The organism is Clostridium sp. CM037 (genome assembly GCF_055081095.1).
In genome coordinates this window covers 2,598,376-2,614,390 of sequence record NZ_CM143650.1, presented here as the reverse complement: position 1 = coordinate 2,614,390, position 16,015 = coordinate 2,598,376, and the positions used below count along the sequence as shown (strand labels likewise).

The 16,015-nt window shown below is 33.8% G+C and carries 15 protein-coding genes; 9 read left to right on the top strand and 6 right to left on the bottom strand.

The window, feature by feature from the left end; genetic code table 11:
- Positions 1-31: 31 nt before the first annotated feature.
- The 6 genes from ACWJKP_RS12740 to ACWJKP_RS12715 all read right to left on the bottom strand — a co-directional run bounded on the left by ACWJKP_RS12740 (position 32) and on the right by ACWJKP_RS12715 (position 6,956).
- Positions 32-739 (bottom strand): MIP/aquaporin family protein, encoded by a 708-nt coding sequence (locus ACWJKP_RS12740; protein ID WP_165414918.1) that lies wholly within the window; start codon positions 737-739, stop codon positions 32-34.
- A gap of 105 nt (positions 740-844) precedes the next feature.
- Positions 845-2,335, bottom strand: a complete 1,491-nt coding sequence (glpK, locus tag ACWJKP_RS12735) for a glycerol kinase GlpK (RefSeq protein WP_462961198.1) — start codon at positions 2,333-2,335, stop codon at positions 845-847.
- A 261-nt stretch (positions 2,336-2,596) separates the two neighbouring features.
- A complete protein-coding gene (locus tag ACWJKP_RS12730; RefSeq protein ID WP_165414916.1) occupies positions 2,597-2,962 on the bottom strand; it encodes a DUF1667 domain-containing protein in 366 nt (121 codons plus the stop codon).
- 6 nt (positions 2,963-2,968) lie between these two features.
- A complete protein-coding gene (locus ACWJKP_RS12725) occupies positions 2,969-4,228 on the bottom strand; it encodes an NAD(P)/FAD-dependent oxidoreductase (protein WP_224578903.1) in 1,260 nt (419 codons plus the stop codon).
- A gap of 15 nt (positions 4,229-4,243) precedes the next feature.
- A complete protein-coding gene (locus ACWJKP_RS12720; RefSeq protein WP_462961197.1) occupies positions 4,244-5,683 on the bottom strand; it encodes an FAD-dependent oxidoreductase in 1,440 nt (479 codons plus the stop codon).
- Positions 5,684-5,894: 211 nt separating this feature from the next.
- Positions 5,895-6,956: an IS30 family transposase gene (locus ACWJKP_RS12715; RefSeq protein ID WP_224578705.1), complete on the bottom strand. Its 1,062-nt coding sequence runs from the start codon at positions 6,954-6,956 to the stop codon at positions 5,895-5,897.
- Positions 6,957-7,182: 226 nt separating this feature from the next.
- Between ACWJKP_RS12715 and ACWJKP_RS12710 the strand changes: the two genes are divergently transcribed.
- The 9 genes from ACWJKP_RS12710 to ACWJKP_RS12670 all read left to right on the top strand — a co-directional run bounded on the left by ACWJKP_RS12710 (position 7,183) and on the right by ACWJKP_RS12670 (position 15,914).
- Positions 7,183-7,755, top strand: coding sequence for a glycerol-3-phosphate responsive antiterminator (locus ACWJKP_RS12710; RefSeq protein WP_165414344.1), 573 nt, complete (start codon positions 7,183-7,185; stop codon positions 7,753-7,755).
- Between the two features lie 495 nt (positions 7,756-8,250).
- Entirely contained in the window at positions 8,251-9,279 is a 1,029-nt protein-coding gene (gene aroF / locus ACWJKP_RS12705) for a 3-deoxy-7-phosphoheptulonate synthase (RefSeq protein WP_165414343.1), read from the top strand.
- Positions 9,280-9,299: 20 nt separating this feature from the next.
- Positions 9,300-10,376, top strand: coding sequence for a 3-dehydroquinate synthase (gene aroB / locus ACWJKP_RS12700; protein WP_165414342.1), 1,077 nt, complete (start codon positions 9,300-9,302; stop codon positions 10,374-10,376).
- A gap of 26 nt (positions 10,377-10,402) precedes the next feature.
- A complete protein-coding gene (aroA, locus tag ACWJKP_RS12695) occupies positions 10,403-11,695 on the top strand; it encodes a 3-phosphoshikimate 1-carboxyvinyltransferase (RefSeq protein WP_165414341.1) in 1,293 nt (430 codons plus the stop codon).
- A complete protein-coding gene (aroC, locus tag ACWJKP_RS12690) occupies positions 11,676-12,746 on the top strand; it encodes a chorismate synthase (RefSeq protein ID WP_462961196.1) in 1,071 nt (356 codons plus the stop codon). Before aroA ends, aroC begins: the two co-directional genes overlap by 20 nt.
- A gap of 25 nt (positions 12,747-12,771) precedes the next feature.
- Positions 12,772-13,911 carry a prephenate dehydratase gene (gene pheA, locus ACWJKP_RS12685; protein ID WP_165414339.1) on the top strand — a complete coding sequence of 380 codons (1,140 nt, stop codon included), beginning with the start codon at positions 12,772-12,774 and terminating at the stop codon, positions 13,909-13,911.
- A gap of 40 nt (positions 13,912-13,951) precedes the next feature.
- Positions 13,952-14,776, top strand: coding sequence for a shikimate dehydrogenase (aroE, locus tag ACWJKP_RS12680; protein ID WP_165414338.1), 825 nt, complete (start codon positions 13,952-13,954; stop codon positions 14,774-14,776).
- Between the two features lie 3 nt (positions 14,777-14,779).
- Positions 14,780-15,289: a shikimate kinase gene (locus ACWJKP_RS12675; protein WP_165414337.1), complete on the top strand. Its 510-nt coding sequence runs from the start codon at positions 14,780-14,782 to the stop codon at positions 15,287-15,289.
- Between the two features lie 232 nt (positions 15,290-15,521).
- Positions 15,522-15,914 (top strand): bacteriohemerythrin, encoded by a 393-nt coding sequence (locus tag ACWJKP_RS12670; protein ID WP_165414336.1) that lies wholly within the window; start codon positions 15,522-15,524, stop codon positions 15,912-15,914.
- Positions 15,915-16,015 lie beyond the last annotated feature (101 nt).

Below are 16,015 nucleotides of genomic sequence, written 5' to 3'. Positions count from 1 at the left end.
ATGTGTTCCAAGTTAACGACTACCTGATTTACTAAAATACAGCTACCCAAACTAATGCTGCAAGTACTGCTCCAACTATTGGGGCAAGTACTGGAATCCATGAATACGCCCAATCAGAATCTCCTTTACCGGCTATTGGTAATATTGCATGAGCAATTCTTGGTCCTAAATCTCTTGCTGGATTTATTGCATATCCCGTTGGTCCACCTAAGGAAAGTCCTAAACCCAAAATTAATCCTCCAACAACAAATGTTGGTAATCCTGCAGCTGCTGTAACACCACCTATACCTAATATAACAAAAACCAATACAAATGTTCCGATTACTTCGGTTAAAAAATTTGAAGAATACTTTCTAATTGCTGGTCCTGTACAAAATACTGCGAGTTTACCATCCTGGTCATCTGTTGCCTTCCAGTGTTCTAAGTATGCAAGCCATACTAGTGTAGCTCCAGCCATAGCTCCTAACATTTGGGCTATAACATAACCAGGCACCTGCGCCCAGGGGAATTTTCCGGCAACAGCTAAAGCAATAGTAAGTGCTGGGTTAAAGTGAGCACCGCTTATTGCACCAAAAATGAACGCTGGCAACATAACGGCCATTGCCCAACCAGATGCAATTACAATCCATCCGCTATTTTGAGACTTACTTTTGTTTAATACACTGCCTGCAACTACACCGTCTCCTAAAAGAATAAGTATCATAGTACCAAAAAATTCAGCTAATAGTTTTGTTGACATTTTATTTTCCCCCTAATTTTCGAATATCTTTATTAATGAAATGTATTGCATTGCATCTATATTTGAATACATTTCATATCATATCATATTATAGCTTTATTTTCCTTATTTTGACCAATTTCTTGATCTTCCAATAGCTTTATGCCATCCTTTTAAAAGTTCTAATCTCTTTTCTTCTCCCATTTTTGGTTCAAAGGATCTTGATAGTGCCCAATTTTTCGCAATTTCCTCTTGATCTTTCCAATATCCAACTGCCAGGCCTGCTAAATAGGCAGCACCTAACGCTGTTGTTTCAATTACTTTTGGTCTGTCAACTTGAACAGCTAATATATCTGACTGAAACTGCATTAGGAAGTTATTAGCACATGCACCACCATCCACCTTTAATGATTTAAGTGTAATACCTGAATCTTCTTGCATAGCTTTTAATACATCATTTGTCTGATAAGCTAAGGATTCAAGTGCTGCTCGTATAAAGTGTTCTTTCTTAGTTCCGCGAGTTAAACCAACTATTGTTCCTCTTGCATATGGATCCCAATATGGAGCACCAAGTCCAACGAATGCTGGCACCATATATACACCATCTGTATCTTCAACAGCACAGGCATACTCCTCTGATTCAGGTGCGGTCTTTATCATTCTTAATTCATCTCTTAGCCATTGAATAGTTGCACCTGCAACAAATACACTGCCCTCAAGAGCGTAGTTAACTTTGCCATTAATGCCGTAAGCTATAGTTGTAAGTAAACCATTGTGGGAATCAACTGCTTTTTCACCAGTGTTCATTAATAGGAAGCAACCAGTACCATAAGTATTTTTAGCCGTTCCAGCTTGATAACAAGTTTGTCCAAACAGGGCAGCTTGCTGATCACCGGCTGCGCCAGCTATTGCAATTGGAGAACCAAATATTGAATTATCGGTGTATCCATAAACACAGCTTGATGGTTTTACTTCTGCAAGCATTGATTTAGGTATATCTAAAGTACTAAGTATTTCATCGTCCCATTTCAATTCATGAATGTTGTATAGAAGTGTTCTTGAAGCATTTGTATAATCTGTTACATGAACCTTTTCATTTGTTAATTTCCAAATTAACCATGTATCAATAGTACCAAATATTAAGTTACCTTTTTCAGCCTCGTCTCTAGCACCAGCGACATTATCAAGTATCCATTTAACTTTTGTTCCAGAAAAATAAGCATCAAGTATAAGTCCAGTTTTATCGCGTACTACTTTATTAAAGCCTACAGTCTTTAATTCATCACACATGCCAGCGGTTCTTCTACATTGCCAAACAATTGCATTGTATACAGGTACTCCAGTGTTTTTATTCCAAACCACTGTAGTTTCTCTTTGATTAGTAATACCAATAGCGGAGATATCTTTTGCTGTGGCACCAATTTTAGCCATAGCTTCTTGTGCCATACCTAATTGAGTAGCCCAAATTTCCATAGGATCATGCTCAACCCAACCTGGACTCGGAAATATTTGTGTAAACTCTTTTTGAGCTACACTTGCAATAATTCCTTCTTTGTTAAATAAAATGCATCTTGAACTTGTTGTTCCTTGGTCTAGTGCCATTACATACTTAGCCATAATTTGTACACTCCTTTTTCGGTTTAATAGTAATCGTTTACTTAATGATTTATGGAAACATGATATTAATTAATATAATATCGTGAATTATTATTGGATTAGTTGTTAATGTTAAATCATCACCTGCGCAGCGGCAGTATCAACGACTTCAGAAAGAAATTTATACTCTCACTGAAGTTTTTTCTTTATTATAGTATGAAACCCCCTCTTATAGAAGAAGGGGTTATATACTATTACTAATATACTATTAAAGTAATACTATTAGACCACTTTAACGTTCTTAGTTGCTATAATATTCACTCCGGTGTCAAGTACGTTTTCTAGAACCACATCACCTATAGAAATAGGAGCTTTTACTATAACATTTTTTAATGATCTTACGCAGTCATAAATCATATCCTTTGGAATATCTCTCTCAGTTTTAACAGGAAGTATCTCATTTTCCCCACCTGAAACTAAAACAGAGGATGTAACGACTCTTGTTGGATTAGTGCATTCTTTCTTGCCGTAGGTTTCTCCGAGCTTACAGGTATTTCCTTTAACGCTAATAACTTCTTTGCCCTCAAGCGCTACCACAAGAGCACAACCTATTGGACAGCCTATGCATGTTAATTCCCTTGTACTCATAGTTAACTACTCCTTTTCTACCTTTATGGTAATCTTTTTACAGTTACTATATTTATCAAAAACTGCTTTAGTTAATTTAACGCTTTCCATTTCGCCTGGTGTAAGAATCTTTTTCTTTAAATGCATTTCGCGCACATCATCGAAATAAACAGATATATAAGCAGATTTATGTACCTCACCAACCCTAAATCTAACATCTATTATGTTATCGATGTTTTCAGGATTGATAGTACTTGGTACTGTATACCTAACTCCGTCTGTCGCGAAGATCTCAATACTCTTTCCGGCATGGTGAATTCCTTTTATATAATCAGAAGCATTTCTACCAGCAGTGTAGCTTTCAGTGGTTACATTATCTACTAAATCATGAACGTGAAGCACATTGCCACAGGTAAATATTCCAGAAATGCTCGTCTGCATGCTTTCATCTACCTCAGGACCCCCAGTAACTCTGGAAAGTTTAACATTAGCTTTTCTAGAAAGTTCATTTTCGGGTAGAAGGCCAACAGATAAGAGTAATGTATCACAAGCAATGTATTCCTCAGTACCCTTTATTGGTTTCCTATGGTCATCTACTTGAGCTATAGTAACTCCGCAAAGTCTATCATGCCCATGTATATTTGTTATAGTGTGGCTTAATTTTAAAGGAATATTAAAATCGTCTAAGCATTGTACAATATTTCTCTTAAGCCCACTTGAATGAGGCATTAGTTCTACACAAGCCTTTACCTTTGCACCTTCGAGGGTCATTCGTCTTGCCATTATAAGTCCGATATCTCCAGAACCAAGTATTACTACTTCTTTTCCTGGCATTAGACCCTCAACATTAACATATTTTTGAGCTGTTCCAGCTGTATAAATACCTGCGCATCTTGCACCTGGTATGTTTAAAGCGCCTCTTGGTCTTTCTCTGCATCCCATTGCAAGTATAATTGCTTTTGCCTGAAGCTCCAAGATACCATCTTCTGTATTTACAGCAGTAACTTGTTTACTATCATTTACATCTAGAACCATGGTATTTAGTTTATACTCGATATTAAGTGCAATAACCTTGTCAATAAACCGTTGTGAATACTCAGGACCAGTAAGTTCTTCTTTAAAGGTGTGAAGACCAAAACCATTGTGAATACATTGATTGAGAATACCACCTAATTGATTATCTCTTTCTATAATTAAAATGCTGTTTATCCCTTGATCCTTTGCAGAAACTGCAGCTGCAAGGCCTGCTGGACCTCCACCAATTATGATTAAATCATATTCTTGCATATATATTCCTCCAATTTATAAAGATTGTTTATTTTTGCCAGTGAGCAGTATAGAATTTTCGCCTGATTTTGTAATGGCGCATCGTGGTATATTAAGTTCTCTTGAAAGAATATCTACAACTTTTGTTGCACAAAAGCCCGATTGGCATCTCCCCATTCCAGCTCTTGTCCTTCTTTTAACTCCATCAAGTGTTTTTGCTCCAAGAGGTCTTCTTATAGAGTCTATAATTTCACCTTCTGTTACAGTTTCACACCTACAAACAATTGTTCCATATTCAGGTATTTCCTTGATTATTTTTTTTCGTTCATCGTTTGACATTTCTCTAAATTTTCTTGTACCTTTTCGTATAGGGTTGAATTTTACATTTTCCTGCGGTGCTAATTTTTCTGTTACTATATCAGCTACCATTGCAGCAATACTTGGAGCACTAGTTAAACCTGGAGAATCAATTGCTGCTACATTAATAAAGTTCTTAGCGTCTTCTGCTTCCCCAATTATAAAATCATTTCCCTCGCATTTGGATCTATTCCCTGCAAAAGAAGTTATAACCATATTCATAGGAAGTGGCATTTGGATACTTAATTGAGCATTTAAAACGATATCATCGATGCCTTCGCGAGTTGTACTAAGATCAGTTTTGTTATCTTGATCTACAGCATTAGGTCCAATTAGAAGGTTACCATCAACAGTAGGAGTAACTAAAACTCCTTTTCCAAGTTTAGTTGGAAGTTGAAAAATAGTTTTTGTAACTAAATCTCCGCAAGCTTTATCAAATAATACATATTCTCCTAGCTTGGGAAGTATTTTAAATTTGTTATTGCTTACCATATTATTAATTTCATCCGAAAATAAACCGGCTGCATTTATTATTACTTTTGTTTCAATGTCGCCTTTATTAGTTTTTATAACGTAACAACTTTGTTTTTTTTCTATATTAAGGACCTCAGTTCCAAATTCAAATTCCACGCCATTGGTGTATGCGTTTTCAGCCATAGCAATAGTCATTTCATATGGGCAAACAATTCCTCCTGTTGGAGCATATAATGCACCGACACAGCTCAATGTTACATTAGGTTCCATTTCTCTAACTTGATTTCCATCAAGAATAGCTAGATTAGGTACTCCATTTTTTTCGCCTTGTTCTAGTAATTCTTTAAGATCATTCATGTGTTTCTCGTCAAAGCACAGAACCAATGATCCATTCCTCTTAAATGGGAAATCTAATTCCTTTGCAAGCTTTGTATACATTTCATTACCTTTTGCGTTTAATTTTCCCTTAATAGTACTTGGATTAGCATCATACCCTGCATGCACTATTGCACTATTTGCTTTTGTTGTACCAGAAGCAACATCACTAGATTTTTCAATAACACATGTTTTTAAATTATATTTAGATAGCTCTCTTGATACTGAGCAGCCAATGATGCCAGCACCAATAATAGTTACGTCAAACATCCTTTTACCTCCTAAATGCAAATAAAAAGAGAACCTTGATTAATAGGTATAAAATACCCATACATCAAGGCTCTCTTTTCTCCGCCTTTACTTATTTAAGTACATACTAACATAATAATTAAAGAAGTACAAGTCCCAATTAAAACATACATAATTTCGAAACTGTAGATTGCAATATAAAATGTCCGAAATTTTCAAGAAAAATATAATGTTAAGTTGTAATGGTTTTCCGTTCCATCATATTAGCAGATAGACCGTTAAAAATCCTTCTTGGATAATTGTTGATCCAGTGCTGTATTTGCATAATTTGTTTTTTAGAGAATGCTGAAATATCCACACCTTTTGGGATAAATCGTCGTATCATTTTATTGATATTCTCGTTTGTGCCTCGTTCCCATGAACTATATGGATGGGCATAATATACTTTAGTTCTCTTTTGTTTATTCCTTACTGAGGTCTCAATACCCTCGAAATCAAGGTTCTCACAGCCGTTATCACAGGTGATTGTTTTAAATGTTTTTGAGAATGCCATTCCCATTTTACGCTCCAATTTGTCCAATTCCTTCACAACAGCGACCTGTGATTTAGAAGGTATTTTAAAGATTAACTCCTTGCGAGTTACTCTTTCGCTTAACACCATTAATACAGTCTTTGTACCCTGCTTTCCTACTACGGTGTCCATTTCCCAGTGCCCTATCTCATCACGTGCAGCTACCGCTGTAGGTCTTTCTGATATGCTTGTCCCTTTGGTATTGTTATACGCCGGCCTTATTTTTTTATAGTTTCTCTTTTTGGCATTCTTTTTAACAGGCAGATCTTTGTTACTTATGTTTAAGAATAAATTATTATCCAAATAGTTATACACAGTTTTGAAGCAAATAGTTGTTTCGAATTGTAGATCTTTATTTGTTATATTTTGAATAGCTGCATACGGAGATTCGCCATATTTACCAATGGCTTTTTCTAAGTACTTCACCAATTTGTGATCTTTCCCTATTTTCAATGCAGGCCCTTTTGCTGTGCCTTGTCTGTCATGTTCTGACTGCCCAATTTCTGCGCTATATTCCATTCGAGTGGTTAAATCACTATTCAATAATTCTACTATTCCTTTAGCAATTTCACGCCTTATTGTACGCTCTGAACGTCCACCTATTTGCTCCGCAATACAGCTTGAATTTAGCCCCATTTTGTATAATGTCTCTATCTTTATACGATCCTCATATGTTAGGTGTTTACCTTTTTTGTTCTCTGTGATAAAATTTGATTGACTCATTTGAAATCCTCCTGTACTTGTGTTGGTTTAGTCACTTAACATTGTACAAGATTTTTTCTCTTGAGTCTTTATTTTTTGTTCTATGGTCATTTCATTTTACAACTTACCACATAATTTCGAAACAACAACAGAATGATGTGAATTTGCTTGAATGAGAAATGAGAATGTGATAGTATTTAATTAATTATATCTTATAAACCTAAATAAATTTTTGGAGGGTACATCATTGGAAAACCTAGAACAATTATTAATAGAGAACCCAGTTATTGCAGCCATACGAAATGAGCAGGATTTAAAAAAAGTGATTCTTAGTAATGTTCATATTGTGTTTGTCTTATATGGGAGCATAATAAATCTAAAGAAAACATGTGAGGACCTTAAAGAGGCGGGCAAAGTAGTATTTGTTCATGTGGACTTAATAGAAGGATTAAAGGCAGATTATGCAGGGCTGCTTTTTCTAAAACAATGTGGAGAACCTTATGGAATTATAACTACAAGGGCAACAAATATAAAAAATGGGAGAAAGCTAGGATTCTGCGCTATACAGAGAATATTTGCAGTAGATTCTTTGGCTTTAGAAACGGGAATAAGAAATATACAATCTGTAATCCCAGATGCTGTAGAGGTTATGCCTGGGGTTGCAAGTAAGATTATTAAAAATATAGGAAGTGCAGTGAGAGTACCAATTATAGCAGGGGGATTGATTCAAAATAAGAAGGATATAATGGAATCAATTAGCGCAGGAGCAATGGCTATTTCAACGTCAAAACAAGAATTATGGGGTTTATCTGAAGAATAGTAAAGATGAGATTTTTTTATAGGAACATAAGTTGGTAATTAGTTATCAACTTATGTTCCTATAATTTTTGAGAAATAGACCATTGACAAACATGTTAACATGTTATATCATTTAAACATTAAAGAATTTGCAGATATTAATTTAAACTTTTGTGAGGTGTTATTATTATGAAAAATATCATTATTAAGGAAATCAATAAAAAAGTATATTTTTATTTTAGCTGGGGCTATCGTTATTTTAGCGTTAGTTACTTTTTGTGCAAAAAAAAATATATGGTTTTTTTAAATAATGAGTTTAGTAATAAAACTATGATACCAGCGTATGCTGATTTATAGAAAGTAAACTAAGTCTGTACGCAAGGAGGACTCATTATAGGGGTTCTCCTTTTTTAAAAGGAAGACCCATTATAAGGGGTCTTTCTTTTTTTATAATTTTTTATAAGTTAAATGATTTATTAAGACTAAGATCAAAATAATATTTTAGGAGGAATTTTAAATGGTAATCGTAATGAAATCAACTGCAAAACAAGAACAGATTATGAATATTAAGAAAAAACTTGAGGGGTTAGGTTGTGCCATCTTTATTACACAGGGAGAAAACTGTTGCATTTTAGGGATTGTTGGAGACACAAGTTCAATAAATGCAGGCCAGATTGAAGCAGAGGAATGTGTTGATAATGTTATGAGAGTTCAAGCTCCTTACAAAAGAGCTAATAGACTTTTTCATCCTGATGATTCATTAATAAAGGTAGAAAACAGAACAATAGGTGGAAAAGAACTAGCGATAATTGCAGGGCCTTGCGCTGTTGAAAGTGAGGAGCAATTGATAACTATTGCAAAAGATGTAAAAATAGCAGGAGCTAATTTTCTAAGAGGAGGTGCTTACAAGCCAAGAACTTCTCCATACAGTTTCCAAGGAATGGAGGAAGAAGGTCTAAAGATATTATTAGAAGCAAAAAAAATAACGGGGCTTCCAATAGTAACTGAAGTTATGAGTGTTGAATTAGTTGAGAAAATATCGCAATACGCTGATGTGCTTCAAATTGGAGCTAGAAATATGCAAAATTTTGATCTTTTAAAGGAAGTAGGGAGATGTAATAAGACAATACTTTTAAAGAGAGGTATGAGTGCAACAATTGAAGAACTGCTTATGTCTGCGGAGTACATAATGTCTGAAGGAAATCAAAATGTAGTTTTATGTGAAAGAGGAATTAGAACCTTTGAAACGTTCACAAGAAACACCTTAGATTTAAGTGCAATTCCAGTGCTTAAGAGGCTTAGTCACTTGCCAGTTATAGTGGATCCAAGTCATGCCGCTGGTAAATGGTGGTTAGTAGAGTCACTTGCAAAAGCAGCTATAGCAGTTGGAGCAGATGGCCTTGAAATTGAGGTTCATAACGATCCTACTAATGCATTGAGTGATGGACAACAATCATTATTACCAGAGAAATTTGAGGCTCTTGTAAATTCCTTAAGAGCAGTTGCAAAAACACAAAATAGAATAATTTTAGGATGCAACGAATAAGAGAAAGGAGATAGGCCAAGGTGTATAGTATAGAAGTTAAAGCTTCTAGCGGAAGTTATCCAATATACATTAAGAATGGATTACTAGGGGAAATTGGAGCAGAAGTTAAGAAGATATATAAAGGAAGAAAAATAGCTGTAGTAACAGATTCTAATGTTAATGAATTCTATGGGCAACAGGTCATTAGCTCATTAAAAGGGTCGGGATTTGAAACTTTTAAAATTGTTGTAAAAGCTGGTGAAGAAAGCAAGTCATTTGAAACTCTTTTAGAGGTGTATGACAAACTTTTAGATTTTAAGATAAACAGAGGAGATATTATAGTTGCCTTAGGTGGTGGAGTTGTGGGAGATATGACTGGTTTTGCAGCCGCAACTTTTTTAAGAGGGATTCCACTCATACAAATTCCAACTACACTACTTTCACAGGTAGATAGTAGCGTAGGTGGTAAGGTTGCAGTAGACCTTCCTCGTGGAAAGAACCTTGTTGGAAGCTTTTATAGCCCTAAAGCAGTTTTTATTGATCCATTACTGCTTGGAACACTTAATGACAGGTTTTTAAGTGATGGAATGGGTGAAGTTATAAAATATGGAGCAATAAAAGATAGTGAGCTATTTTATACATTAATGAATTGTGAAAACAAAGAAGCCCTTTTAAAAGAGATAGATAAAATCATTTATACTTGCCTTAGTATTAAGGCCGCTATTGTTGAAGATGATGAGAAGGATACTGGAGGTAGAATGTTATTAAACTATGGTCATACCATCGGTCACGCAATTGAGAAATTCTTTAATTTTGAAGTGTACTCCCATGGAGAATCAGTGGCAATGGGAATGTATTCTATAACAAAACTAGGAGAAGAGCTAGGAGTGACTAAAACTGGAACAGCAAGTGCTATAAAAGAGATTTTAATTAAGTATAATTTGCCTTGGATGTTGCCTGAAATAAAAAGTGAAGATATAATTGAGACTATTAGTCATGATAAGAAAAATATTGGAGAATCTATGAATTTCATATTAATAGAATCCATCGGTAATAGTTTTATTGAAAAAATTAATGAAGCTAAGATAAAGGGCTATCTGCAAAAAATTCTTGAATAAACTATATTGAATTGAGGTGTTTAGTGATGAAGTCAGTTATGATCCAACCTTTTTCTTTAAATGGAAAAGTCAAAATTCCGCCTTCAAAATCCCTATCTCATAGAGCAGTTATAGCCGCAGGATTAAGTGGCGGTGAATGTGAGATTGATAATATTAGTATGTCTGAGGATATAATAGCTACTTGTGAAATAATGGAGAAACTTGGAGTTAAGATTAGACAATTCCCAAACAATCTTGTGGTATGTGGAAAAGGTAAGATTCAGATTGCATGCGGTGGAACTTTGGGAAGTGAGCTACAATGCAATGAAAGTGGATCAACGCTACGGTTTTTAATTCCTATAGCCATGCTAACTGGAGAAAAAATAATTTTTAAAGGAAAGTCTAAACTAGTACAAAGAACACTTAAACCTTATTATGAAATTTTTGATAAGCAGAATATAAAGTACACAACTAACAATGGTTGTCTTCCTTTAACCATAGACGGGACCCTTAAACCTGGAATTTTTGAACTTAGAGGAGATGTAAGCTCTCAGTTTATTACTGGTCTTATTTATGCACTGCCTCTATTAAATGGAGATTCAACGATTAAAATTACTAGGTCAATAGAATCTATCGGGTACATAGATTTAACTTTAGATGTATTAGATAAATTTGGGATAAAGGTAGAAAATAATAATTATAGAGAATTTAAAATAAAAGGAAATCAACACTTCGTGAAAAGAGATTATAGAATTGAAGGCGATTTTTCTCAAGCTGCATTTTACCTTGCCGCTGGTGTTTTAGGTGGAGAAATTGAATGCATTGATTTAAATATGGAATCACTTCAAGGGGACAGAGTAATATTGGACATAATTAAAAAAATGGGCGGAAAGATTACTATTGAAGATGGTATTATAAGTGCTTCAAAATCAGATTTAAAAGGCACCGTTATTGATGCATCACAATGCCCTGACCTTGTACCAATAGCTGCGGTGCTTGGCGCTTTAAGCGATGGCACAACAGAAATCATTAATGCTGCTAGAGTTAGAATAAAAGAATCTGATAGATTAAAAGCTATAGCAACAGAGCTAAATAAAATTGGAGCAGAGGTTATTGAAAGAGAGGATTCACTTCTAATTCATGGTAAACCATGGCTAAAGGGCGGAATTGTAAACAGTTGGAATGATCATAGGATAGCTATGGCTATGGCAATTGCTTCAATTAGATGCACGCAGAAGCTCACAATCGAGGATAGTGGGGCAGTGAAAAAATCCTATCCAGAGTTTTATGATGATTTTAAGAGGTTAGGAGGAAAAGTTAATGAGCGGACAATGGGGTAAAAAAGTAAAGTATTCTATCTTTGGAGAATCTCATGGAAGAGGGATAGGAATAATTATTGATGGATTACCGCCAGGTATAAAGCTTGATATGGATTTTATTAATAGTGAAATGCAAAGACGCGCTCCAGGACGCGATGAATTTTCAACTAAAAGAAAAGAAGAAGATAAATTTGAAATACTAAGTGGATATTTTAATGGATATACCACAGGGACACCTCTTTGCAGCGTTATTTTTAATGAAAATCAAAATTCGAAGGATTATGATAAGTTAAAGGATTTAGCGAGACCGGGTCATGCAGATTTCACAGGAAAGGTTAAATATTCAGGCTTTAACGATTATAGAGGTGGAGGTCATTTCTCAGGAAGAATTACAGCACCACTTGTTTTTGCAGGTGCTGTTGCGAAACAAATACTTGCAGGTAAGGGAATCGAAATAGGAAGTCACGTTTTAAGTATTGGGAATGTGTTTGATAGTTATTTTGATGGTGTTAATTTAAAGAAACATATATTAGCAGATATTCTAAAGAAAGATTTCCCTGTACTTGATGATCCAAAGGGAAAAGAAATGAAGAACATTATATTAAAGGCGAAGGACGAAACAGATTCGGTTGGAGGTATAATTGAAGCTACTATATTAAATGTGCATTGTGGACTGGGGGAACCATTCTTTGATTCTATAGAGAGTAATTTAGCTCAATTACTATTTTCTGTGCCTGCAGTTAAGGGTGTAGAATTTGGAATGGGATTTGAAATAACAAAACTTCGGGGAAGCGTAGCAAATGATGTACCTTACATGAAAAATGGTAGTGTTGCGACGAAAACTAACAATAATGGTGGAATTAATGGGGGTATTTCTAATGGAATGCCTATAGTTTTTAGAGTAGCAATGAAACCAACACCTTCTATTGCAAAACCTCAAGATACCATTGATATGGTGACTTGTGAAAATTCAGAAGTATCTGTTACAGGCAGGCATGACCCTTGCATAGTCTTGCGAGCACTACCAGTAATTGAAGCTTGCGCTGCAATGAGCATTTTAGATTTTATTTAAGTATATTTCAGAAGGATGTGTTTTAATGAGTAAATTAGATAATTTTGATATAGATAATTTAAGAAATGAAATTGATAAAATTGACTCTAGCCTTGTTTCGTTATTTGAAAATCGTATGGAAGTAGTTTTAAAGATAGCTGAATATAAAAAAAATAATCATATGGAAGTTTTAAATAAGGCTAGAGAAGAAATAGTTATAAAGAAGAATTTAGACTTAGTTAAAAATCAAAATTTGTTTTTAGAGGTAGAAGAATTTTTAAAATCCGTTATGGGAATAAGTAGAGGGTTTCAAAACAAAAATTTAAACAGTGATGGAGCTTTGGCTACTTATAAAAAGCAAACTGTTGGGTTTTATGGCGTAACAGGTTCCTTTAGCGAACAAGCTTTAAAGGTATATTTCGGTAAAAATGTGCATGCAAAAGCAATAAGCGAGTTTGAAGATATATTTTTGCAATTAGAATATGGGAAAATAGGTTATGCCGTTATCCCTATAGAAAATTCTTCCACAGGGGCAATATCTGAGGTTTATGACCTTCTAAATAAATATAATTTTTATATAACAGGGGAAAAATATCTTAAAATAAGTCAAAACTTAATGGGAATTAGAGGCTCAACATTAGATGATATCAAAGAGGTTTATTCTCACCCTCAGGGATTAGAGCAAAGTATGGAATTTTTAAAAGGCTACAAGCAGTGGAGGTTAGTTCCTTATAACAGTACTGCAAAAAGTGCGCAGTTAGTTAAAGATAGACAGGATAAAACCTTGGCAGCCATAGCTAGCACTAAGGCAGCAGAAATATACAATCTTGAGATTTTGCAGAAAAATGTAAATTCAAATGCATCAAATATGACTAGGTTTGTTGTTATTGGCAAAGAGATGGAGTCAACTAGCGAAAGCAATAAAACAAGCTTAGTTTTATCTACTACCCACAAGGCGGGTTCACTCTATCATGTTTTAGAGCATTTTGCAGAAAACGATATAAATCTTTTGAAAATTGAATCTAGACCAATAAAGGATAAACCATGGGAATATTTATTTTACATAGATTTCCAGGGGGGTATAGATGAAGATAAAATTATATCTTCAATTAAGTTAATTAAAAAGAATAGTCGTTATTTTAAGATATTGGGCAGTTATAAAAGTGGAATGATTGATATTGAATAAATTATGTTAGTAACTTTTATTTAAGAAATGAGGGAGAGTTATGTCAGAGTTATATGGTTTACTTGGAGAAAAACTAGCACATAGTGTTTCTCCACAAATACATTCAAGGGTATTTAATAAATTGAATATGAAGGGTTACTATCATCTCTTCGAATTTAAAAGCAAAGATCTTAAAGCAGCAATGGCTGGGTTTAATGTTATTAAACCCAGAGGTATTAATGTAACTATTCCTTATAAAATTAAAGTTATGGAATTTCTTGATGAGGTTAGCATAGAAGCAAAAGCGATAGGAGCTGTAAACACCCTAAAGTTTGAGGAAAACAAAACTATTGGATACAATACGGATTACTTTGGAATTGGAATGCTTTTCAATAAGTATGATATTGAGGTGAAAAACAAAAAAGCAACAATACTTGGTAATGGTGGAGTAGCAGTTACTATGGCTACGTATTTATTAAATAAGGGAATAACTGAAATTACTGTAGTTACAAGGGATATACCAAGGCTTAAGGAAAACAGCAAATTTAGTGATTGTAAATTGATTTCTTATAATGAAATTCAAGGACTTAAAGAGTCAGATATAGTGGTAAACTGTACACCACTTGGAATGTATCCTAATTTGGACAATTCCCCAATTGAAAAGAAACATATCGGTAAATTTGGAGCCGCTGTGGATATGATCTACAATCCTAAGAAAACTCTATTTTTAAATTATGCGAAGGAGACGGGGTTAAAAGCAGTTAATGGTCTTTATATGCTAGTTGGTCAGGCAATTGCTGCCCAGGAAATCTGGAATGATATTAAAATTCCAAAGATTATAATTGATGAAATTTATGATGAACTAGAAAAGGGAGTAGAAAATTAGAAGATGAAAAATATAGTTTTAATTGGAATGCCCGGTTGTGGTAAAAGTGTTATTGGAGAAATGATTGCAGAAAAGATAGAAATGGCATTTATAGACATAGATACATATATTGAAGCTAGTACAAAGCTTACTATTACTGAAATATTTAAAAATGGTGAGGCTGGATTTAGAGACATAGAAGCTATAGCAGTTGAGGAGTTATCTAAAAAAGATTCCGTAATTATTTCAACTGGTGGTGGAGTGATTAAAAGACATGAAAATATTTTAAATCTAAAGAAAAATGGAATTATAATTTACATCAACCGTCCTATTGAGCTAATAGCTACAGATATAGAGACTGAGGTTCGTCCATTACTTGCAAAGGATCCATCTAAGATTTACACATTGTTTGAGGAACGAGGGCAATTTTATAAAAAATATTGTGACCATGAGGTCATGAATATTAGAGAAATTGACGATGTAGTAAACAATATTATAGAAATATATACAAATGAGATATCGCTAACCAAATAATTTAACACGGAATAAAAGCTGTTGATGACTCAACAGTTTATTTATTCAGCCTATATTAGTTAATTAGCCACAGAAAAATAAAAAAAGTATTTAATCATTTAGAATTGGATAATATGGAAATTATTATTGTGAAATGAATTCAAATAAAGTAATATAGATATATAAGATTAAATTCAAAACAATAAATTATCTATATTTAAAATGGAGAGTCAAATTAGGAGGAAATTAATAAATGTTTGAGATGAAAGAAAAATATAAAACGGGTATTGAGCATATCGATGTAGAACATGAAAAACTTTTTGAAATAGGAGAAAGAGCTTATCAGTTACTGAAGGATAAATATGATACGGATAAATATGATAAAATAGTTGGAGTAATTGAAGAATTAAAAGAGTATACAGTTTATCATTTTAACGATGAAGAGGAATATATGATGAGTATAAATTATAAAAGATTATTTACCCAAAAAATCGACCATGCATTTTTTATTAAAAAAATAGAGGAGGTAAATTTAAATAAAATTGATGAAAACCAAGATGAAGCTATAATGGGAATATTAACTTTTTTAAATGATTGGCTCATTAATCATATATTAGAGAAAGACTTACTTATACCACAAAAATAAGATTTCTTTTTAATAAACCATTATAAGTACAAATGAACAGAATACTAGATGCAGCAAGTTAGATAATAATATAATATGTATAACAATACATTATGTACATT